16 protein-coding genes, 1 tRNA gene and 1 pseudogene are annotated in these 22,916 nt (G+C 49.0%); 13 read left to right on the top strand and 5 right to left on the bottom strand.

What is annotated here, in order from left to right; all coding sequences use genetic code 11:
* The first annotated feature begins 11 nt into the window (after positions 1-11).
* Positions 12-749, top strand: coding sequence for a class I SAM-dependent methyltransferase (locus BWI97_RS01500; protein WP_102199775.1), 738 nt, complete (start codon positions 12-14; stop codon positions 747-749).
* 73 nt (positions 750-822) lie between these two features.
* On the opposite strand, the gene BWI97_RS01495 is transcribed toward BWI97_RS01500, so the two are convergent.
* A complete protein-coding gene (locus BWI97_RS01495) occupies positions 823-1,740 on the bottom strand; it encodes a glycoside hydrolase family 43 protein (RefSeq protein WP_102199774.1) in 918 nt (305 codons plus the stop codon).
* Positions 1,741-1,965: 225 nt separating this feature from the next.
* Here BWI97_RS01495 and BWI97_RS01490 point away from each other — a divergent pair, with 225 nt between their 5' ends.
* The 7 genes from BWI97_RS01490 to bshB1 all read left to right on the top strand — a co-directional run bounded on the left by BWI97_RS01490 (position 1,966) and on the right by bshB1 (position 10,030).
* Entirely contained in the window at positions 1,966-3,018 is a 1,053-nt protein-coding gene (locus BWI97_RS01490; protein ID WP_102199773.1) for an FUSC family protein, read from the top strand.
* A gap of 67 nt (positions 3,019-3,085) precedes the next feature.
* Positions 3,086-3,706 (top strand): 7-carboxy-7-deazaguanine synthase QueE, encoded by a 621-nt coding sequence (locus BWI97_RS01485; RefSeq protein ID WP_233207721.1) that lies wholly within the window; start codon positions 3,086-3,088, stop codon positions 3,704-3,706.
* 3 nt (positions 3,707-3,709) lie between these two features.
* On the top strand, positions 3,710-5,707 hold the full coding sequence (locus tag BWI97_RS01480; RefSeq protein ID WP_233207720.1) for an OmpA family protein: 1,998 nt from the start codon (positions 3,710-3,712) through the stop codon (positions 5,705-5,707).
* 199 nt (positions 5,708-5,906) lie between these two features.
* Positions 5,907-6,875, top strand: coding sequence for a thioredoxin-disulfide reductase (gene trxB / locus BWI97_RS01475; protein WP_094810344.1), 969 nt, complete (start codon positions 5,907-5,909; stop codon positions 6,873-6,875).
* Between the two features lie 154 nt (positions 6,876-7,029).
* Positions 7,030-8,103: a peptidoglycan DD-metalloendopeptidase family protein gene (locus BWI97_RS01470; RefSeq protein WP_102199772.1), complete on the top strand. Its 1,074-nt coding sequence runs from the start codon at positions 7,030-7,032 to the stop codon at positions 8,101-8,103.
* 281 nt (positions 8,104-8,384) lie between these two features.
* Entirely contained in the window at positions 8,385-9,311 is a 927-nt protein-coding gene (locus BWI97_RS01465) for a peptidoglycan DD-metalloendopeptidase family protein (RefSeq protein WP_158242659.1), read from the top strand.
* Positions 9,311-10,030 carry a bacillithiol biosynthesis deacetylase BshB1 gene (bshB1, locus tag BWI97_RS01460; RefSeq protein ID WP_094810354.1) on the top strand — a complete coding sequence of 240 codons (720 nt, stop codon included), beginning with the start codon at positions 9,311-9,313 and terminating at the stop codon, positions 10,028-10,030. The genes BWI97_RS01465 and bshB1 overlap by 1 nt, the downstream gene beginning before the upstream one ends.
* A 179-nt stretch (positions 10,031-10,209) precedes the next feature.
* On the opposite strand, the gene ygiD is transcribed toward bshB1, so the two are convergent.
* The gene (ygiD, locus tag BWI97_RS01455) at positions 10,210-11,037 is read right to left on the bottom strand and encodes a 4,5-DOPA dioxygenase extradiol (RefSeq protein ID WP_094810356.1); all 828 of its coding nucleotides are present in this window, start codon (positions 11,035-11,037) and stop codon (positions 10,210-10,212) included.
* 196 nt (positions 11,038-11,233) lie between these two features.
* On the opposite strand from ygiD, the gene BWI97_RS01450 reads away from it, so the two are divergent.
* Complete coding sequence (locus BWI97_RS01450; protein WP_158242658.1) at positions 11,234-12,349, top strand: glycosyltransferase family 1 protein; 1,116 nt, start codon at positions 11,234-11,236, stop codon at positions 12,347-12,349.
* Between the two features lie 7 nt (positions 12,350-12,356).
* Here BWI97_RS01450 and pdxH read toward each other — a convergent pair.
* Positions 12,357-13,009, bottom strand: a pseudogene (gene pdxH / locus BWI97_RS01445) (pyridoxamine 5'-phosphate oxidase).
* A 179-nt stretch (positions 13,010-13,188) separates the two neighbouring features.
* Between pdxH and BWI97_RS01440 the strand changes: the two are divergent.
* On the top strand, positions 13,189-15,321 hold the full coding sequence (locus tag BWI97_RS01440; protein ID WP_102199769.1) for a DUF349 domain-containing protein: 2,133 nt from the start codon (positions 13,189-13,191) through the stop codon (positions 15,319-15,321).
* A 178-nt stretch (positions 15,322-15,499) separates the two neighbouring features.
* Positions 15,500-15,572 (top strand) — tRNA-Thr (locus BWI97_RS01435).
* 50 nt (positions 15,573-15,622) lie between these two features.
* Here the strand turns inward: BWI97_RS01435 and BWI97_RS01430 are convergent.
* Positions 15,623-16,531: a cation diffusion facilitator family transporter gene (locus tag BWI97_RS01430; protein WP_102199768.1), complete on the bottom strand. Its 909-nt coding sequence runs from the start codon at positions 16,529-16,531 to the stop codon at positions 15,623-15,625.
* A 665-nt stretch (positions 16,532-17,196) separates the two neighbouring features.
* On the opposite strand from BWI97_RS01430, the gene gyrA reads away from it, so the two are divergent.
* The gene (gene gyrA, locus BWI97_RS01425) at positions 17,197-19,839 is read left to right on the top strand and encodes a DNA gyrase subunit A (protein WP_094810368.1); all 2,643 of its coding nucleotides are present in this window, start codon (positions 17,197-17,199) and stop codon (positions 19,837-19,839) included.
* 164 nt (positions 19,840-20,003) lie between these two features.
* Positions 20,004-21,476, top strand: coding sequence for a lipopolysaccharide assembly protein LapB (locus BWI97_RS01420; RefSeq protein WP_102199767.1), 1,473 nt, complete (start codon positions 20,004-20,006; stop codon positions 21,474-21,476).
* Between the two features lie 564 nt (positions 21,477-22,040).
* Here BWI97_RS01420 and BWI97_RS01415 read toward each other — a convergent pair.
* Positions 22,041-22,514, bottom strand: coding sequence for a nucleoside triphosphate pyrophosphohydrolase family protein (locus tag BWI97_RS01415; protein WP_094810372.1), 474 nt, complete (start codon positions 22,512-22,514; stop codon positions 22,041-22,043).
* Between the last annotated feature and the right edge of the window lie 402 nt (positions 22,515-22,916).

The raw sequence follows: 22,916 nt of genomic DNA, 5'->3' as shown, positions 1-22,916 counted from the left end.
CACCAATCCGTATGAAAGACCTCTTTTCCAAACAATCGGATGCTTACGCGAAATACCGTCCTACGTATCCTACTGAACTATACGAATTTATTCTCAAGTATGTACCGGGCCGGGAAGCCGCCTGGGATTGTGCTACGGGCAACGGACAGGTAGCCGTCGCTCTGGCTGAATACTTTGAACGCGTCGAAGCTACCGATATCAGTGAACAGCAACTGGCTCAGGCCGAGCCCGCTCAACGCGTACATTACCAGGTTAGCCGGGCGGAAGAGACGAACTTCCCCGCTCAGTCCTTCGATCTGGTTACCGTAGGTCAGGCTCTCCACTGGTTCAATTTTGAAACTTTTCACTCGGAGGTAAAACGAGTACTTAAACCCGGAGGCGTACTGGCCGTCTGGGGCTACGAATTATTGGAGATTAGTCCGGAGATCGATCCCCTCATTCTTGATTTCTATACGACGGTGGTGGGACCGTACTGGGCTCCCGAGCGGCATCATATTCAGGAAAAATACACGAAGATTCCTTTTCCGTATCAGGAAGTGCAGGTACCCGTTTTCTCTATGATCAAACAGTGGAGTTTAGAAGAACTGTCCGGTTACTTTAGCTCCTGGTCGAGTGTACAGGCGTACAAGGAAGCCAATGGCGAAGATCCGGTTCCTGAACTCATCGATCAGATTAGTCCGTTATGGGACGTCGATCAGGTACAGGAAATCGAGTTTCCCATCTTCATGCGATTAGGTATCAACGACTGATGTAAAGCATACAGGTAACAAAAAAGCCCTCAACGTGTAACGTTGAGGGCTTTTTATATAATGGCTCTGTTCGTTATTCCAAAGACTTCACCAATGCAGAACTAACCTTCAACACTGTACCATGCCGGGTTCCCTTGGGAAATTCCACCTGATCGGATACATCTTCCCAGTGTTCCATGTCTTTGGAGCGAATGGCCCCGTACTTATGTTCGGTATACTTGTCGAAATACACGTACACGTAATCGCCAATTTGTACTGCCGTCGGGCCTTCCGCCCAGTACTTTCCCGTAATCGGAGCCGAAACTTCGGTCGGGTACGGCCCTGCGGCGTTACGCGATTTAGTGATGCGGATATTCTTCTCGGCGGGTTTCGGGTTTTCGTTTTTCAGGAACATGTAATACCACTTGCCTTTCTTTAAAAGCGTGGCATCAATTACGCTAAAGGTCGGATTGAAGAAAAGCTTCGTATCACTGAACGTTTTGAAATCGCGGGTAGTGACGTAGTAAATCCGGTGGTTGAGGCCCTTTTCCCGTTCCGACTCGGCCACATCCGAATGCCGCCCGGGGATGGTCGTGGCCCAGTAGATGATAAACTGCTTGGCCTGATCGTCGTAGAATACTTCTGGAGCCCAGCTGTTCTTGGCCGTAGGTTCGTGCGTCATGACCGGAATGGCCTGTTGAGCGGACCAGTTTTTTAAATCTTTTGAGGAGGCATAACCGATGATCTGGTCATTCCAGCCGGAGGTCCAGACCATGTGAAAGGTTTGGTCCGGCCCCTGAATGACGCAGGGATCCCGCATGAGTTTATCTTTTCCGACTTCGGGCGTCAGGTACGAGGCTCCGTTACGGAGCGATTTCCAGTGCAGGCCATCGGTACTACTGGCCCAGTGTAGGCCATCCTGACCATTGTCGGTAAAGTAAGCAAAGAGATACGACTGAGCCTGAACCGTTAGACAGAACAGCCATAAACCGCAACTAAGAAGGGTACGCATAGATGGATTAGAAAACGTTGAATAAGAGAATGCCTCTGTTAAAGGGGACGGAAGTTTACGCAGAAATCCCTATTTTTCCGTACCTAAGGTATTGGTATGATTTCATTAGAGAGTCAGCGTATCCTCTGATTGTCTGGCGGGCTGGGTTCATAAAGGCTAAAAAGAATCGCATACGAGCCCTCTGCCGGAAGTCAGCACTGCGAACCCTGCTTGATTCCATCAACCATGAGTACCCCGAGTCAACCGAAACAAAATCTTCTTAAAAAAATCACCCATCAGGACGTCGAAAGTGCGGCTCTGCCCACCCTTGGCGTATTTGTGGGTTTAATGCTCGCCCAGATTCCGTTTTTCGGTCCTTTTGCCGGATTCATCGTCATGGTGATGCAGTGTCTGATGAATGTGCGTCCGAAGGGTACCTATAAAGAACGCTTACAGATTTTGAGCTACGTGCTGCTGATTCTTTTGGGAACAACCCTCTGGGGGATCATTGGTACATACCATTGGGTGAATGTCGTGCTGGGGGTTATTCTGCTGTCGGTGGCCCTGAGCTACTGGCGGCATTTTTTCCCGGACGACTGGCGAAGCATCAATGCCCCCGCCGCGGCTCTGTACTTCTTTTCACTAGCCGTCAAAGCCGACGAAATAGCCATAGCGGCCGTGTTGATCAGCGGGGTACTCGCGATTCTGTTGCAGGCCCTGATGTGGCGGGTGTGGCCTGCGGCCTTTGAAACCCGATCGCCACTGATGCGGCTGCGTAGTCGCCGGGCTCGCAAGCGTACGCATAAGCTGGATCTGTCGGTGGCTTCACTGAAACCGGATCTGTGGCGGTATACCTTCCGATTATCCTTTCTGCTGGTGCTGAGCGTTTGGCTCATTAGTTATACGCGTTCCTTTCACGCCTACTGGATTCCCCTAACGATTGTCATTGTCTTGCAGGACAATCACAGCGATACGCTGAAACGGGTGGGGGGACGAATCCTGGGAACCTTCATTGGAAGCATCATCGGGAGTTTTATTCTGGTGCTGCATCCCGAACCCGTCTTGGGCATGCCCTTACTAATTCTATGCATGTTTACGTTCCTGTTGATCGTTAAACACAACTATCCGGTCGCCTGTATTTTCCTGACGATTTATATCATCCTGCTGATTGGCCAGCAAACCACGCATTCGTTTACCGTGGCCATTGAACGCAGTTTATTTACGCTGGTGGGTGGTTTGCTGGTGTTCATTAGTTCGTTTATCCTGTTCTGGAATCGAAAACAGATGCAATCTTCCTGAAGAAAACTGAACTTTAGGATAGACAACCGCCGTTACGGTATCTTTGTGAAAAGAATCAATGATGACTATGCCCCAAGTGCTTACCCCTGCTACGACACTACCCGTAATGGAATCCTTTTACACGCTGCAGGGCGAAGGCTTTCATGCGGGAAAAGCCGCTTATTTTATTCGTCTGGGCGGTTGTGAAGTGGGTTGCCACTGGTGTGATGTGAAAGAAAGTTGGGATGCCAGCCTGCATCCTTCCTTTGGTATTGACTCCATTGTGGCGGGTGCCCTTCAGTACCCCGGACGGATGGCCGTGATTACCGGCGGTGAACCGCTCATGCATGACTTGACGGACTTGACCGCTGCTCTCCAAATCGCCGGATTCCAGACCAATATCGAAACCTCCGGCGTGTATGCCGTGACGGGTTCCTGGGACTGGATCTGTTTTTCTCCGAAAAAATTCAAGGAACCGCATTCCGATATTTACGAGCGGGCTGACGAGCTAAAAGTAATTATCTATAACAAATCGGATTTTGAATTTGCCGAGGAACATGCTTCCCGTCTCCAAACGGATGCTCAGCTACTGCTGCAACCCGAATGGAGCAAACGTGACGTAATGCTGCCCCAAATCATTGACTACGTCAAGGACAATCCGAAGTGGCGGGTTTCGTTACAAACGCATAAGTACATGAATATTCCGTAATCCATGAACGCCATCCATCGAAGTCAGGAGTCCAGCCGGACCAGTATTCCCCAGGAAACGAAACGCATGCTACGTCGAGTAAGTCTCTTGCTCGGCCTGTTGCAGGGGTTATGGCTGATGACTCCGGAACTTCAGGCCCAGGATCGGCGGGCTCAGGACGCGTACGAAAAAGGACAGAAAGCACTGGCTAACCGGGATTTACCCGGTGCCCGAAAAGAATTTCAGCGAGCTGTGGAACGCGACGAATCCTACGGGGAGGCGTACTTCCGGCTCGCTCAACTAGCCGAATACGACCGAAACCTGGATCAGGCGGCCGTACAGTACGAAAAAGCCATTACGCTCAAACCCGAATCGCCGGAAGTACAGCCGGCGTATCTCTGGCTGGGCAGTCATTATTTGCGTCGGGGGCAGTATACGCAGGCTGCTCCCTTGCTTCAAAAGTACATTACGGGTCAGCAAGCCCTGACGAAACCGACAAACGCCCAGAAAATTGCGTTGAAGCGGGCTACCCGCATGCTGGAGGTATGCCGGTTTTCGGAAGAAGCCATCAAACGTCCGTTGACGGTTCAGGTCAAACGCCTGCCCGATGCGGTCAACCGTTTCGAGTCGCAGTATTTTCCCGTCCTGACGGCGGATCGGCAAACGCTGTTTTTTACCGGCATTGAACAGGAAAACGGCGACGAAAACCTGTACACCTCCGTGTACACGGAAGAGGCCGGCTGGACGAAACCCCGCCTTCTACCCGGAGCCATCAATACGACGGAGAACGAAGGTACTTCCAGTATTTCTGCGGATGGGCGTACGCTGGTTTTTACGGTGTGTCAAAGCCGCTTACGCCACGGATTTGGGAACTGTGATTTGTACATCAGCTACCGAAACGGGCAGGAGTGGAGTGAACCCGAAAACTTGGGACCGGAAATCAATTCCGGAGCCTGGGAATCGCAACCTACGCTTTCACCCGATGGTCGGGTCTTATTCTTCGTCTCGGATCGTCCGGGCGGTATTGGCAAACGCGACATCTGGATGAGTCGCAAGGATTCACTGGGTCGCTGGTTACCGTGCGTTAACGCCGGGGCGGCTATCAATACGACCGAAGATGAGGTTTCTCCTTTCCTGCACGCCAACGGCCGCAGTCTCTTCTTTGCCTCCGACGGGTATACGGGCCTGGGTGGTTTTGATCTGTGGCTGAGCGAATTTGACGGAACGCGTTTCTCGAAACCCGAAAATTTAGGCTATCCCATTAATACCCACGAAGATCAGGTCGCTCTGTACATCACGGCCGATGGCCGCAAAGGCTATTATTCCCAGGAAGAACGAATTCGGGCCGATCGCCATCAATCACGACTTTGGGAGCTGGACGTACCGGAAGCATTGGCTTCCCGTTTCAAACGAGCCAATGTACTGAAGGGTACTATTGTAGATGCTGCCAATCAAAAACCGCTGGCGGCTAATCTGGAAGTCATCAATCTGAAAACCAATGCTACCGAAGCCCTGCTACGGAGCGATGCCAAAACGGGCGAATATGCGGTAGTATTGACGGATGGCAATGAATACGCCGTTTTTGTCAATCGTCCGGGGTATCTCTACAAAAGTTTGTCTTTCGATTTTTCGGGGAAAAGTACGGACAAGGTCCTGAACATGGCTCTGGAAAGTATCCGAAAGGATCAGCATGAAGTACTAAAAAATGTTTTCTTCGAATCCGGTCGTTGGGATTTGCAGGAAAAATCGCAGGCAGAACTGGGAAAACTGGTCCGATTACTCAAAGACAATCCGTCCGTATCCGTCGAAATTTCCGGGCACACGGATGATGTAGGCGAAGACAAAAACAATTTGGAACTCTCCCTCAAGCGAGCCCGCTCTGTGATGGAATATCTGGCCGCTCACGGGATTACGGCCACCCGGGTCAAGGCCGTTGGGCTGGGAGAGACCCGACCCGTAGTGCCGAATACCAGCGAGGAAAATCGGGCTCAGAACCGGCGGATTGAAGTTAAGATTCTCTAGAGAATGCCCGGAGCGGAAAGATTGTTGGAAGCAGGAAAACCTTTTTTCAGGGAAAATATGTTACCCCTGCGAGCCCAATCCTGAAAACCGACAACCTTGATTTTCAGCAAGTCTTAAAAAAATCTTGCCTTTCCGGCTCGAATTGGCAATTTTTGTGAAAGCAACCGAGTTGCAACTAAGGTATTACTCCCATCATTTTATGTCAGCTGAACATATTCATTGCTTAATCATTGGTTCAGGCCCTGCTGGCTACACAGCCGCTATTTACGCTTCACGGGCAGGCCTTCAGCCAGTTTTATATACGGGTGCTCAACCGGGTGGTCAATTAACGACTACGACCGAAGTGGATAACTTTCCGGGTTACCCAGAAGGTGTAACCGGCCCCGAAATGATGCAGGACCTGGAAAAACAGGCTCGTCGTTTTGGAACGGAAATTCGCTATGGTTTAGCCACGAAGGTAGATTTTTCGGATACAGCCAGTAAAAAAGTCTGGATAGACGATACGCACGAAATTTGTGCCGATGCTGTCATTATTTCCACGGGAGCTTCGGCCAAATGGCTAGGTCTGCCGGGTGAAGACATCTACAATGGTCGCGGGGTATCGGCCTGTGCCGTATGTGATGGTTTCTTCTACCGGGGTCAGGACGTTGTGGTTGTAGGCGGTGGCGATACCGCTGTGGAAGAGGCAAGCTATCTGGCTAAATTATGCAAGAAAGTGTACCTGCTGGTTCGCCGGGATGAGTTACGGGCCTCGCAAATCATGCAGAACCGGGTAAAGACTATTGCTAACATCGAAATTCTCTGGAATACCGAAACCGAAGAATTGTTAGGTGACGAAACGGGTCTTACCGGTGCCCGTGTGAAAAACATTGTAACGGGTGAAGTACAGGATTTATGCGTGACGGGCTTCTTCGTAGCCATCGGTCATAAACCCAATACCGATATTTTCAAAGATTTCATCGATATGGATACTACGGGTTACATCAAAACCGTTCCCGGTAGTAGCCGTACCAATGTAGCGGGTGTATTTGCCTGTGGCGATGCCCAGGACAATGTGTACCGCCAGGCCATTACTGCCGCTGGTACGGGCTGTATGGCCGCTCTGGACGCTGAACGCTGGCTGGCTGAAGTTGAAACGGCCGTAGCGGTAGGTTCAGCAGCCCTTTAAAATTAATCTTACGTAACTCCAGCTGCCTTTGGGTAGCATTAGCGGGGCTTTCGGAGCCAAGAACTCTCCTGAAAAGCTCCGCTTCTTTTTGGAGATCGACATACGAAGCCGTCAGAGACGCCCTGATGGCTTCCCTTTAGGCGTACCTAAACACATGATGAAACTAGTAACCGCTCTTTTCTTTTGTGGCATTTGTGTTTTTGCATCGACAGAAAGCGTTGCCCAACGAGAAAAAGGACTGTTTAAAAAAGCTCCCAGCATCAAACCCAAGACGGATAGCAAGAAAACCGGTAACGAGTTTGAGCTTCCGCAGCAAACCACATCGAACTTACGTTTTTCGGAACAACTCGAACCTAAAAAGCCCGTTAATCCGGTGGTCAGCAACATGGACACCACACGGATCGACGATAAGACCGAGAAAATTCCTACGGAAACGGAAGATCAGGTTTACGATGATTCTGCGGGCGTCTGGGTGACTACTCACCGCTACTTCTCCATCTGGGATCCCAACACGATTGATCCCTACAATATCAACCCACTTGATTTCGACGAGCCCGTTGAGCTTCAGTTGTATGACGATGCCAAGGGGCAATTCTGGGCGGCACCGCTAACGAAAGGGATTCTGACTTCGCAGTTTGGTCGTCGCTGGGGACGCTGGCACACCGGAGCCGATCTGGATCTGGACACCGGAGATGATGTATTTGCCGCTTTTGATGGACAGGTACGGGTTGTCAATTTTGACGGCGGTGGTTACGGTCGCTATATTGTTATTCGGCATTATAACGGTTTAGAAACGTTATATGGTCACTTGTCCTCCCAGTTAGTTCAGTCAGGACAATTTGTAAAAGCGGGTGAAAAGATTGGGTTAGGCGGGAGCACGGGCCGAAGTACCGGACCCCACCTCCATTATGAATTACGGTATGAAGGGAATCCTTTTAACCCGTTGGAGGTTTATAAATTTCCGGAAAACGTAATCAAAACCGATCGTTACCTGCTGACTTCCAAAGCCTGGGATTATCTGCGGGGCGGCGGAAATCGGGTTCAGTACGAATACAACACCGGTGAGAAATCCAAACAGCACCGTCAGATTCGCTGGTACCGTGTACGTAAAGGTGATACGCTGTATGACATTGCTCACCGCTCAGGCGTTTCCGTATCCCAGTTGAAACGACTGAATGGATTACGGAATAGCAACCTGAGCATTGGTAAGAAATTACGGGTTAAGTAAGCCCATTGGTTTTCGCCAGCAACCGCAGGCACGCGTGCCTGCGGTTTTTTAGTATTTCCCCCTTCCGGATAGTTGAATTTATGAATTATGGTAGCATTCGCGGCTCCGGGGCCGCCTGTTGAGAGGTTCAGATGTTTTTTCAAAATACAATCAAAAGCGTTCTTTTTTTCCTGTGTTGGATTGCTACATTGACGGTTTCCGCCCAGGAAAAGGGAGTTTTCAAAAAAACTCCGGCTATTAAAGCTAAAGTTAACCCTTCCGTTTCCAGCCTTCCCGCCCGAATGGAACCCGTTCCCCTGCTTCATTCGCAACAACCCTTTGAACCTCAGAAAGTACTAAACCCGCTGGTTAGGAGTGCAGTGGATACCATGGTGGCCGCTCAATTACAGAATGACCAGTTAGTGGTGGAGACGATTCAGGAAATTCGGCCGCATGATTCGGAAAGCTGGGCCAAGGTGAGTGAGCGGTATCGCGTGTGGGATGAACATCACGTTAATCCGTACGGGTACGATATTCGGAACTTTGACGCCGCTATTTCCATTCAGCTGTATGACTCGACTCGTCAGCAGTATTGGTCAGCTCCCATGGAAACGGGTCGACCCACATCGGCCTTCGGTTGGAGACGAATTCGCTGGCATAAGGGCATTGACCTGAACCTGAAAACCGGAGACCCCGTAAAAACGGCCTTCGATGGCCAGGTACGGGTGGTAAGTTACGATAGCAGGGGATTTGGTCGCTACGTAGTGGTACGGCATTATAACGGTTTGGAAACCGTGTATGGCCATTTATCCAGGCAGCTGGTTCAGCCCAAACAACTCGTAAAGGCAGGAGAAATCGTTGGTTTAGGAGGAAATACCGGGCGGAGTACAGGTTCCCATTTGCACTTTGAGCTACGGTACGAAGGGCATCCGTTCAATCCGCTGGAAATCTTTGCCTTTCCAGAAAACATCATTCGATTCAATCAGTATATACTGACGCCCCGGGTATTTGCTTACGTTACGGGTCGTAAGTTTGATGAAGTGCAGGCGGAAGGCGATAGTGAAGAGGAAGAAGTAGAATACCGGGAAACGGATTGGTATACCGTGCGAAAAGGGGATACACTGGACGAAATCTCCCGACGTTCAGGCATCACCATTGGTCGCATCAAAGAATTAAATGGATTACGAACGACCCGACTGCAAATCGGGCAAAAATTGCGTATACGCTAATGAAATTAGATCTATTGGTGTTGGCCGCTCACCCCGACGATGCAGAAATGTCCTGCGGTGGTTTGATGGCCATGGAAGTGGCTAATGGCAAAAAGGTAGGGATTGTCGATTTCACCCAGGGAGAACTCGGTACGCGGGGGACCCCTGAAATTCGATTACAGGAAGCAGCCGATGCGGCTCGAATGTTGGGTCTTTCGGCTCGTGAGAACCTGGGATTTAGGGATGGCTTTTTTGTCAACGACGAGGCTCATCAGTTGAAAGTCGTGGAAGTCATTCGCCGATATCAACCCGAAATTCTGATTGCAAATGCCATCGATGATCGGCATCCCGACCATGGAAAAGCGGCAGCTGTGGCCGAAACCGCTCATTTCCTGAGTGGTCTGCGTCGCATCGAAACGTTCGAACCGGATGGTACGCCCCAGGCTCCGTGGCGAGCGAGACAGGTTTTTCACTATATCCAGGATCGGTATATTAAGCCAGATGTAGTCGTCGATATTTCGGATTACTGGCAACAGAAAGTAGAGAGTATTAAGGCCTATCGCAGCCAATTCTTCAATCCAGACAGCGACGAACCGTCTTCGTATATCTCCAGCAAAGAATTTATGGATTTTCTGGTGGCCCGCTGGCGAGAGCTGGGACATCAGATTGGCGTAGAATTTGGGGAAGGGTATACTAATTACCGCCAGATCGGTGCAAAAAATCTGTCCTCGCTGATTTAAGCGTAGAAGTTAATAAGACTTCATAGACGCCGGTGGTTTACAGAGATCATACTGTAAGCCACCGGCATTTTGACTTTATGGATCAGAAGTAAAGCTAACCATTAATGTTATATATAACATTATAACGCTATTGAAACGTTAAAAAGCATTCTAAAGTTGAATAAAATGCTTTTGAAAGACTAAGTGAGCAGGACCGAGGTCATGGTCAGGGAGCCGCCAACGACTTTGTCATTGAAAAAATGGACCTCATCGGCTGATGTTTGCAGCCCAAGGGTGTACAGTAGGGGATAGTAATGGTCCGGCGTTGGGATGGCTAGCTGAGCAGCCGCTCCTAGCTTTTCGTACTGAATTAGCACTTCATGATTGCCGGAAGTAATGTGTTTTTTAAACGCTTCATTCATGGCAATGGACCAATCGTAGCCGTATTCGGGTTTATTAAGGTGTTCCCAGGCAACCATTCGCAGGTTGTGCACCATATTACCGCTACCCAAAATCAAAACCCCCTTTTTACGTAAGGCAGCTAATTCCTTAGCTAAGGCATAGTGGTAACTAGCGGGCTGATTATAATCGATGCTGAGTTGCAGTACCGGAATGTCGGCGTCGGGATACATGTGACGAACGACGGTCCAGGAACCATGATCCAGGCCCCAGTCGTGATCCAATCCTACGTGGGTACTCGTGATGAGACGCTGGGTTTCCAGGGCTATGGGTAAGCTGCCCGGAGCAGGATACTGCACGTCAAAAAGTTCCTGGGGGAAGCCTCTGAAATCATGAATGGTCGGTGGGGCTTCCATAGCCGTCACGTGTGTACCCCGCGTAAGCCAGTGAGCCGAAATAACCAGTACGGCCGTCGGGTGGGGCAATTGCTGGCCCAGTTCCCGCCAGCTTTGGCTGAACAGATTGTGTTCTATACCATTCATCGGTGACCCATGTCCTATGAAAAGTACGGGCATGGATTGAGTGGATGAATAAGAATCCGTTAGATTTTTAAGAGCGTGTAAATCCATATCGGTTAGGAGTATAGGGGTTAAATGTAATGTAATGGCCTGACGTTAAGGTCATTAATAAATAATTACTGAGAGGCAAATCATATGTTTTTACAATATATGTATAAACATATAAAAATAGTAAAAAATTCCCAAAAGCTTATGATTAGCTTTGATGCTCCTTCACAACGTTAACCTATGCTCCGGTAGTGGGACTATGAAAATTGGTATCGAGGCCCAACGCTTATTTGACCCCCAAAAGCACGGTTCTGACTTTGTAGCCCTGGATTTAATTCACGCGTTACAAAAGATCGACCGGCGTAATGAGTACTTTATTTTTGCCCGGCCCGATGCCGACCGGGATTGCTTGGCCGAGGCTCCCAACTTCCACGTGGTAGAAATCCCCGGGTATAACTATCTGCATTGGGAGCAAGTACAATTGCCGCGTTACATGCGTCGGTTTCAGATTCACGTCCTGCACAGTACGGCCAATACCGCTCCCGTACGTAGGGAGGTACCACTTATTCTCAATCTGCACCATATTAATTTCATGGAAGATCGTCGAAAGACGGAAACCCGCTTTCAGCAGTTGAGTAATCGCTACCGGCGATGGATTGTGCCGCGGGTAGTCGATCAGGCCGAACGTGTCATAACGGTGTCGGAAGACGAGAAACAGCGGATTTTGCAGAAATTTCCTAAAGTAAAGGCTGAGTGCATACAGGTGGTGTACAACGGCGTAAATGAAACCTTTCAAACGGTAGTACCCGAACGACAGCAGTACGTCCAAACCCGCTATCGCTTACCCCAATCGTACGTATTAGGATTAGGAAGTACGGATCCTAAAAAAAATCTGACGGGTTTAATAGATGCCTTTTCACAACTAGCAGAAGCATTTCCAGAGGTATCGCTTGTATTATTGGATACCCCAGAATCCTTACTTAATGCCGCTTTAGGTTTACACGTTCGATTGCGTTCACGAATACTAGCACTCGAAAACGTAGCTCATGAGGATGTACCGGCCCTGTATCAATTAGCCTCCGTGATGGTCTATCCGTCGTTACGAGAAAGTTTTAGTGCCCCCGCTTTGGAAGCTCTGGCGGCAGGTGTCCCCTTGGTATGTTCTGATTTGCCTTCGTTACGGGAAGTAGTGGGATCGGCGGCTCGATACATTCAGCCACAGGCTCCTGACTCCATTGCTCAGGCATTAACCGCATTGTTATCCGACGAAAAGCTTCGCCATCAGCTAGTTGAGGATGGAAAAAAAGCCGTGCATCCTTTTACCTGGGAACGCACGGCTCGTCAAATGATCCAGATTTATGAATCATTTAAGTAAGTTGAACTTAAGGAGCTAAGCGTTCGATTGCCCAGCGTTCGTCTTCCGTCCATTCGTACTGAATGCGGTCGTGGAGGCGGGAAGCCCGACCCTGCCAGAATTCCAGCCGGCGGGGTAAAGTCGGTAACCGCCCCAATGCGGGGGACGAGGAATGGGCTGGTTGGCAAAACGATCCATCATTTCTTGTTCGCGAGCTTCCAGGATTGCCCGACTATCAATGATATTACTTTGCGGCGAAGCCCAGGCTCCAATCTGACTGCCTCGGGGACGAACCGCAAAATAGGCGTCTGATTCTTCAGGGGAGACTTTCTCAACGATCCCTTCCACGCGTACCTGCCGTTCGAGTTCAACCCAGAAAAACGTGAGGGCCGCCCGGGCAGAAGAGGCCAGTTCCTGACCTTTTTTGCTTTCGTAATTGGTAAACCAGACAAAGCCTCGTTCGTCTACGGTTTTCAGCAACACGATACGGCCCGAGGGCTGACCATCCGCTGCAACCGTGGCCAGATGCATGGCGTTAGGTTCGGGAAGCTGTGAAGAAGCGGCTTCGGTAAACCACTGACGGAACTGTTCGAGGGGATTAGCGTGTACCGTATTCTGGTCCAGAATACCCCTGGTATAGTTTTCTCGAAGAGCAGATAAGTCCAGCAGGGATGAAGCCATTGGTTTAAATCGTTGGTAAGACGGGCAAAACAAATGCTTAATCCATAGAATTGAGTGGGATTTCCCTGATTTTTATCAAAAAAAATGTTTCAAAACCTGCGGAATCGACGAAGCGACGCAGGCACTGGAGAAATTATTCTATTTTTGCCATTCCAATCAATGGGTAAAGGATTTCAATAATGATTGACGACAACCAACTGACCCCTGAAGAGCAACCTACGGAAATGAATGCACCGAAAGGCCAATCTGCAGAGGAAACGACGCAACCCGCGGGTACGAGCGAACAACCCACTACTGAAGCACCGACGGAAGAAACCCAGGACGTTCCTGATTTTGGCGTTGAGGCTTCAGCTTCTGACGTACCTGCCTCTGAAAGCGTGATTCCCGATTTGGATTCTACGCCGGAAGTAGTAGCCGAGGCGGCTCCCGAGGTTGCGGAACCTTCTACGCCTACGTACGATACGAACGAATCTGAAATCGTAGAAACGCCCGACGAACGCCCCGATGACTCCACGGAAGAATCGGAAGAAATGCTTGAAACCCAAACCGACTACACGCATTGGTCGAAGCAGGATCTGGTAAATCTGGTGGAAACGACCCTGACGGCCGTGAAAGCCGGTACGGCCGACCTCAAGGTGACCGACGCCATGTTGCGGGAAATTCGTCCGGTATTCGATCATTTCAAGACGACCGAACGGCAGGAAGCACTTCAGCGATTCATCGAAGAAGGAGGTGAAGAGGAAGGCTTTGCTTATAAACCGGATGATCTGACGCAGAAGTTTGATCAGCTGTATGGTCAGATTCGTAGCGAACGTTCGCGTCAGTATCAGCAGGCCGAGAAAGCCCGTGAAGATAATTTTGCCAAGAAAACCGAGTTGCTCAACAAGCTGCGGGATCTGGTTGAAAATGAAGAAAAAAGCGGAGCAGGGGAGAAAAGCTGGGAAACCTTCAAGCAGATTCAAACGGACTGGAAAGGTGCCGGCAACATTGCCTCGGCTCATAATAATACACTCTGGCAAACCTACCACGCCTTGGTAGATCGGTATTTCAACAACCGGAATATCTACTTTGAGCTGAAGGAACTGGATCGCAAGCGAAATATGCAATCCAAGATCGAGCTGATTGAACGTGTAGAAAAAACCGTCGCTTCCGTGCAGGGTGGTGAGGACGTTTCCGGTAAGATGCTCGACGAAGCCAACGAACAGTTTGAAGAGTTCAAGCACATCGGTCCCGCACCTAAGGAAGTAAACGAAGAACTCTGGCGTCGTTTCAAGGCGGCGTTGGACGTATTATACGGTAAGAAACGCGAGCAAAACGAAACGAACAAAGTACAGGCGGAAGAAATTTACAAGCTCAAACAGGAAATTGCTTCTCTGGCCGAAACCTTTACCAGTTTCCATTCTAATTCCATCAACGAATGGAATGATAAGACCAAAGCACTGCTGGCCGTTCAGGATCAGTGGAATGCGGTTAAAGGTCCGATGCCACGGGACAAGGGCCGGGAGATGAGCCAGAAATTCTGGGCTGATATAAAAACGTTCTTCCGTAACAAAGGCGAATTCTTCCGTCAGCTCGAAGCTAAACGTGACGAAAATCTGCGGCAGAAAACGGCTTTGTGCGAACAGGCAGAAGGCCTGCTCGAAAGCGGTGATGATTCAGCGGATGCTACCAATACCATCATTGAATTACAGCGTCGGTGGAAATCCATTGGTCACGTACCCGAAAAAATGCGGGACAAAATTTTCGATCGCTTCAAAAAAGCCTGTGATGCCTTCTTCGAGCGGAAGCGTAACAAGAACGCCGGTATCGAAAAAGAATACGAATCGAACCTGGAGCAGAAAAAAGCACTTTGCGAGGAAATTGAAACGCAGGCCAAATCCGGTGAAACCGATCTGGAAAAGCTCAACGCGTTTAAAGCTCGCTGGGCTGCGATTGGCTTTGTACCGCGTAAAGAGATGCAGAACATTCAGCAACGGTATATCAAAGCTGTAAACAGTTACGTAGCAGCGATGGGTAAACTGAGTGCTCACGAAAAAGAACAACTCGTGCTGGAAAGCGAAGTTGAGCTCGTCAAGCAGGATCGCGGTCGGGGCGGCTCGGGTGATTTACGCGGACGGGAAAACGATATTCGTCGTAAAATCCGTACGCTGGAAGATGAAATCGCCCAGATGGAAAATAACCTGGCCTTTTTTGCCAACTCGAAAAATGCCGATAAGATCAAACTGGATTTTGAAAAACGGATTGATCGTTCGCGTAAGGATCTCGAACAACTCCAGCATCAGTTGCGGGTCGTTCGCGAAGCCGAAGACTAGTAAAACAAAAAAAGCCTCACCGATACGTGAGGCTTTTTTTGTGAAAAGATCTTTGGAGATCAGCTACTTACAAAACAGCTCAAAAAAAAATATAGCTGCAAGGTTGACAAGGGTTGAAAATTGCTTTAGTTTTGCGGCACGTTTGAAGGAAAACAACACCGACAAACAAACTAAAGAGGCCTCCTTAGCTCAGCTGGTAGAGCAACTGACTTGTAATCAGTAGGTCATTGGTTCGATCCCGATAGGGGGCTCTTTTAAAGGTTACGTTGCGAAACGTAACCTTTTTTTGTTGTCTGTGGTATCAGTGATGGTGGGTATCCAGGCAGGGATCGTCCGGGCTTTCCGTTTCGAGCGTAGCATGTTGGATGGACAGGTGTTCCAGCGAATGCCGCAGCTCCTGTTTGACCTGGTACAGTTCAGTACCGCTCAGTTCGGTAGCTACAACCACGTGGGCCGTCAAGGCGTTTTCGGTCGTACTCATGGCCCAGATGTGTAGGTGGTGGACATCGAGAACCGCGGGGTTTTTTAACATTTGGTTTCGAATGGTTTCGGGGTTCACGTTAGTAGGCACCCCATCCAGCGACAACACCAGGCTATCCCGTAAGAGAGACCAGGTACTCGCTACGACCACCACGGCTACGACCAGACCAAGCACCGGATCCAGCCAGTACCAGCCCAGTCGGGGCATCAGTACCCCCGCGACGACTACAACGGCTGAAACCAGTGCATCAGCCATCAGGTGTAAATAAGCTCCCTTCACATTCAGATCGTGGTCTTTCTGGCGAAAAAATAACAGAGCCGTTAGCGTATTGATCACAATGCCAACTCCGGCGACCAGGGCAATCGTATCCCCGGGTACGGGTTGGGGACTGGAAAAACGCTGAATGGCTTCGTAGCCAATACCGCCCATTACTACGAGCAGGAGCACGGCATTTCCCAGTGATACCAGAATGGTACTCTTCTGAAAGCCGTACGTAAACCGGGACGTCGGCTGGGCCTTGGCTAGCCGAAAGGCCAGCATCGCCAGTAACAGACTCGCTACGTCGCTTAAGTTGTGACCTGCATCCGTGAGCAGGGCCAGTGAATCGGTATACAAACCTGCCAGGACTTCCACCAGTACAAAGGCGGTATTGAGTCCAATACCCCAGATGAACGCCCGGTTGATTTCCGTGGGGGTGTGACTATGGCTATGGTCGTGCGTATGAGCCATTCGAAAGCTGTTTAGGGAAGTTACGTATAATCTTTTTATTACTTTGCCGTAAAAGTAGGAGCGGGAATCGTGCAACAGGGAATCAAAAAGGGGGATTTGCGAAGAAAGTCCCGTTTGGTATACGTCTGCCTTTTCTTTGCTCGTTGCTAGGATTATAACTTGTACTGTATGAAATCGTATGTTAGCTGGGTCTTGCTCATCGGACTCATGGGACTACTCAGTTCGTGCTGGGCACCCAAGTGTCCGATGAAAAGTTGTCACGTAAAAATGGAGCACCGCCACGAAGGAAGGATTTACCGGGGTAGTTCCATCTTCGCTTCGCCGACGCACAGCTTTGGGTGGAAGTTGAAAAAACGCCCGGGGCGAAGCTGAAGAAAAATCACTGTACCGGGAGAATAAAGATCCTAAAACCAAGAAGAAGTTTAAAAAACTACTTCCCTGGGAAAAAGTATAAGCGGCAATAGAAGGCCCGTGAGCGTGGAAAAAAGGCCGAATCAGGCCCTTTGTTTTGCCGTTGGTGTATTCTTTAAAAAATACAAATAATAACGTCTCAGCGGGCCTGATTTGTTGGGTAAATCTTTGAAAAAACGGCAAAAAATCAGTATTTTTGGTACTTCTTACATAGAATCCCTCATTTGATCGGGAAATTCTGCAATTGATTTAAAATGGCTGAAACTACAGAAGACCATCTGCCCGAAAACAGTAACTCAGGTAACATTATTCCCATTAACATCGAGGACGAAATGCGGGGGGCCTACATCGATTATTCGATGTCGGTTATCGTATCGCGTGCCTTGCCCGACGTGCGGGACGGCTTGAAGCCCGTACACCGCCGCGTGCTTTTTGGGATGGACGAGTTGGGCGTTAATTACAATCGAGCACATAAGAAATCAGCCCGTATTGTTGGAGAAGTTTTAGGCAAATACCACCCGCACGGGGATTCATCGGTCTACGATACCATGGTACGTATGGCCCAGGACTGGTCCTTGCGATATCCGTTGGTGGACGGCCAGGGTAACTTTGGTTCGATTGACGGCGATTCACCGGCGGCGATGCGTTATACGGAAGCCCGTCTGAAACGGATCGCCGAAGAAATGTTAGCCGATTTGGGTAAAGAAACGGTTGACTTTCAGAACAACTTCGATGATTCGTTGCAGGAACCTACGGTAATGCCCGCTAAAATCCCGAACCTGTTACTGAATGGTTCAGCCGGGATTGCGGTCGGTATGGCTACGAACATGGCTCCGCACAACCTGACGGAAGTAGTGGATGGGATTGCTGCCTACGTCGATAATCCGGAGATTACCATTGCCGAACTGATGCACCACATCAAAGGCCCCGATTTTCCAACGGGTGGTACCATCTACGGTTTAAGTGGAATCAAGAATGCGTTTGAAACGGGCCGGGGACGTATTGTCATCCGGGCCAATGCTACGTTCGAGCAAACCAAGACGGGTAAAGATCAGATCGTGGTGACGGATATGCCGTACCAGGTCAATAAAGCCGTTCTTCAGGAAAAAATTGCCGAACTGGTTGAAGATAAAAAGCTGGAAGGAATTTCGGCCATTCGCGACGAAAGCTCCAACCGCGAAGGGATTCGTCTGGTGATTGAGCTGAAACGGGATGCCGTACCCAATGTGGTACTGAATAACCTGTACAAGCATACACCCCTGCAAACGGCGTTCAGTGTCAACAACGTGGCTCTGGTGAAGGGTCGTCCGATGACGCTCAACCTGAAAGACATGATTCGACACTACGTCGAACACCGTCTGGATGTAATCGTTCGCCGGACGCGTTACGATCTGAAGGAAGCTCGCAAGCGGGCTCACATTCTGGAAGGTCTGCTGGTTGCTCTGGATCACCTCGATGCCGTTATTGCCCTGATTCGTAGTTCACGCGATCCGGAAGTAGCGAAAGCTGGATTGATGAACGGATCCTTCATGACGACCGCTCAACGCGAGGCGTTCCTGAATAATCCGGATCGTAGTTTGCAAATCGTTGATACCTTCAAAAATGAGGGAGCAAACAACCTCGTTCTGAGTGAAGCACAGGCCCGGGCTATTCTGGATATGCGTCTGCAACGTCTGACGGGTCTGGAACGCGATAAGATTCAGGAAGAATACAACGAGCTGATGCGTTTCATCGCTGATATGGAAGACATCCTGGCTCGCCCCGAACGTCAGTACCAGGTCATCAAAGACGATCTGACCGAGCTACGGGCCCGCTACGGCGATGAACGTCGGACGCAGATCTCGCACGCGGACGACGAACTGTCCATTGAAGACATGATTGCCGATGAAGAAATGCTCATTACCATTTCTTCGCAAGGCTATATCAAGCGTACACCACTGGTGGAGTATCGGACGCAAAGTCGCGGGGGCGTCGGAGCCCGCGGTGTCAAAACCAAGGACGACGATTTCACCGAGCACCTCTTTACGGCGACCATGCACAATTACCTGCTGTTCTTTACCGACACGGGTAAATGCTTCTGGTTACGCGTATTCAACGTTCCCGAAGGAAACAAAGTAGCCAAAGGACGTCCCATTCAGAACTTGCTCAACATTGAAGCGGGTGATAAGATTCGGGCGGTCATCAACGTGAAAACGCTGACGGATCCGGATTACATCAACAATAACTTCATTGTGATGTGTACGGAACAGGGTACGGTGAAGAAAACTTCGCTGGAAGCTTATTCACGGCCCCGTCAGAACGGAATCATCGCCGTGAACATTAACGAGGGTGATCGTCTGCTCGATGTAGCTCTGACTAACGGGAACAACGAAATTATTATCGCCGTTGATGCCGGACGTGCAGTACGCTTCAATGAGGAAAAAGTTCGTCCGATGGGACGTACGGCTACCGGGGTGAAAGGCGTTGAACTGGCCGACGATGAAAAAGTAATTGGCATGGTGTGTGTAGTCGATCCCACTACGGCCCAGCTGCTGGTGGTTTCTGAACAAGGCTACGGCAAACGCTCGGATATCGAAGAGTACCGTCTGACCAACCGGGGAGCCAAGGGCGTAACTACCCTGAAAGTAACCGACAAGACCGGTAAGCTGGTCGCCATCAAGCAAGTAAGTGACCGGGATGATTTGATGATCATAAACCGTTCGGGTCTGGCTATTCGCTTTGCGGTGGCTGATCTCCGGGTCATGGGCCGCAATACGCAGGGCGTCCGCCTGATTAACCTACGCAACGGAGATGAGATTTCGTCGATTACCAAAATCGAAAATGAAGAACTCATCGAAGGGGTAGAGCAGGAGGGGGAACAGCCCACGACGCCGCCTGAAGAAACGATGGAGGCATGATTTTTTTGAACCTTGGGGATTAGTCTCCAAGGTTTTTTTATACGGGTATACCCTTGCTCATTTCGGGAAGTGTACACCAAATCTATTCCTGTGTACGTTTTCTTGAAAGCGAGAAAATCCTTTACTTCGCACAGAAAAGCAACTAAACCAAAATTAGTAGTACAATGAATAAACTCATTCTTCCGGCCTTTTTAGGCCTGTTATCAGCAACCGCTTACGGCCAGAACAGTGCATTATCGGCAATGGAAAGCGGTAAGCTCGACAAAGCAAAGGAGGAGATAGATAAAGCGGTTCAGGACCCTAAGTCAGGTGCCAAGCCTAAAACCTGGTTGGTAAAAGGTCAGGTATACGAAGCACTGTCTACGGATAAAAATTTGGCAGGTCTTGATTCGATGTCTTCTCTGGCTGCTTACGAAGCTTACAAAAAAGCAATCGAACTGGATACGAAAGAAGGTAAACAGGGAAGCACGGCGAAAGATGCTCAGAAAGCAATCGTCATGGCTCCTGATGCAAAAGAGAAAGTTCGGTTGTACTATGGTTTGATCGGCCAGGGGAACGCCAAGTACCAGAACAAAAACTTCCCCGATGCTCTGAAGCTGTTGAAAACGGCGATGGAAGTTGATCCGAAGGACAGTACCGCCGCGATGTTCACGGGTATCGTAGCTCAGCAAACGGGTGACAATGCAACGGCGAAAGAAGGTTTCGGAAAGTACCTTGAATTAGGCGGTAAAGATCCGGTGATCTTCTACACGCTGTCAAACATTCACCGTACGGAGAAAAATGACAATGAGGCCATCAAGGTACTCAACCAGGGCATCGCTGCTAATCCGGAGAGCAAGGATTTGAAAAATGAGAAAATCAACATCTATCTGAGTTCCGGACGTACGGATGAAGCGATCAATGACTTGAAATCTCTGGCGGACAAGGATCCCAACAACGTACAAAACGTGGTGAACCTGGCTATTCTGTACGACAATGCCGCACAGACGACGCAGGAGGAACTCAAGAAGTATGCTTCCGAAACCCGTAAAGGTGGTGACGCTGCAAAAGCTGTTAAAACGGCGGAAGCTGACGTGAAACTGTATCAGGATGAAGTAACGCGTTTGTCGGCAGCTCTTAAGAAGAAGCCAACGGATAAAGAATTGAAACGTCAGCTGGGTGAGGTGAAAACCAAATTAACCGATGCTCAGAAGAGTCTGGCGTCAGCTACCCAGGCAAAGACAGCCTCTGATCAGGCTAATGCCGGTAAAGTTGCCGAAGCACAGGGCAAAGTAGCTGAACTGACCAAGAAGCTGGACGAGCAAAAAGGACAGGCGAAAGCAGGTTACGAAAAAGCTTTGCAAATTGAGCCTAACAACTTCGACGCCAATTACAACATGGGCGTGTATTACTTTAACGAAGGTGTGCAGGTGAAGAGCAAAGTCGATGCTATGGATATGGCTTCTTATAATAAAGAAGGTAAGGCTGTAGAAGAAGAAACGGTAGCTAAATTCAAACAAGCGTTACCATACTTCGAAAAAGCCTGGGCTGTGAAGCAAGAAGAAGCGTTAAAAACCAACTTGCTGCAAACGTACAACATCCTGAAGCAATTGGATAAGGGTACGAACTACGACGAGAAAATTGCCGCTCTGCAGTAATTGTTTCAACGCGTACGTTATTTATAAAAAAAAGCTCTGCGAAATTCTCGCAGAGCTTTTTTTATAAAAGAAGCTATAGGGTATATATTCTTTTTTATTACTTAACATAATATAAATTATACAACAAATGTAATTAGTTGATAATAAGGGTAGATTAGGCTATTTCATGGGTATATATTCGTATAAAGAATAAAGTCTGGTATCGTTCTAGCGAAAAGAAAAAAGTTGAAAAAGAAATCGATCAGGAAGACCAGCTGAGATTTTATACGGAACTGAATGTAAATTCATCGCACGAATTCTACGCAGTACACGGCTATTTAACGTAATCATTTAATCGGCTGCAGCGTGTGGTTGCTTTCGGAAATACATTTCAATCGACTATCAGGCGGCTATGCGTATGGTAGTCTTGGATTGAAGACGTATCGGCATGATATGAAATAGTCGTGCTGGCATTTCTTCTTGATTGCAGAGAACATTCCAAGTTGAATCATTCGTCGCTGCAATCAAGAAGATCGGTCTGTAGACTGGTGACAACACACATCACCAGTCTACAGGTGAAGAGACTTATCCTTCCTGTAAAATGGATTCCAGGTCAGCCGGCGAGTAATTAACGGATTTAAGCGTCTTGTGATCCGATTTACGGTAGACGAGCCATTTACCATTATCTTCATGATAGGCGGCTTCTGTACCGTCTTTGGCCAGGTAGAACGCAACGGTAGCCTGAGCCTCGGCTTCAGTAGAGCAGGCCTTGCTCATGTTGGAGCGGTGTACTTCATTGAAAAGCTCTACAAACTTCTCTCCCAGACCAAACTCCAGTACCGCTCCCGAAAGTACGTATTGTAAATCACATAAGGCATCGGCTACGCCCACGAGGTCATTGGCTTCTACAGCTTCCCAGAATTCTTTGAGTTCCTCCGCCAATAAGGCGTACCGAAGTTTTGATCTTTGTTCGGAGGGGATCTGTGGATCATCTAGTACGGGAGCATGAAAAGTACGATGAAATTCAGCTACTTGTTGAAGAGAATTAAGTTGATCCATGTTGTATAATAACCTACTTTATGTTTAATAAGCGTTTTATTAGGATGAAGCAGAGCATTCATTCACTGATTAAATGTCCTGCTTGATGCATCAAATATACGCTTCCCTCCCGCCCTTTTCCCAGCTTTCCCAGCCCCCAGCTTCTTCAACCTACCCCGTTCCACGGCGTGACGATAGCTAACTTATTAGCTATTAACGAGTTACGATTCACGTGGAACAGTCATTTTTTTATCAGAAGTAATGCATTGATAAATAGGCATTTACATAGAGGTTCCTCAATGATCCCTGTATTCTTTTGATAGGCCTTGGAAAGTATGTTTATACCTTTATCCATTGATTCTAAGCCCAATGGATTGGAACTAGGTATAACTAAATACTAGGGTTTTAATGATTGAAACCCAT

Source organism: Siphonobacter sp. BAB-5405, from assembly GCF_002872335.1.
GTDB lineage: Bacteria > Bacteroidota > Bacteroidia > Cytophagales > Spirosomataceae > Siphonobacter.
The sequence above is the reverse complement of the archived record's forward strand: the minus strand, read 5'-3'. Positions and strand labels throughout refer to the sequence as shown.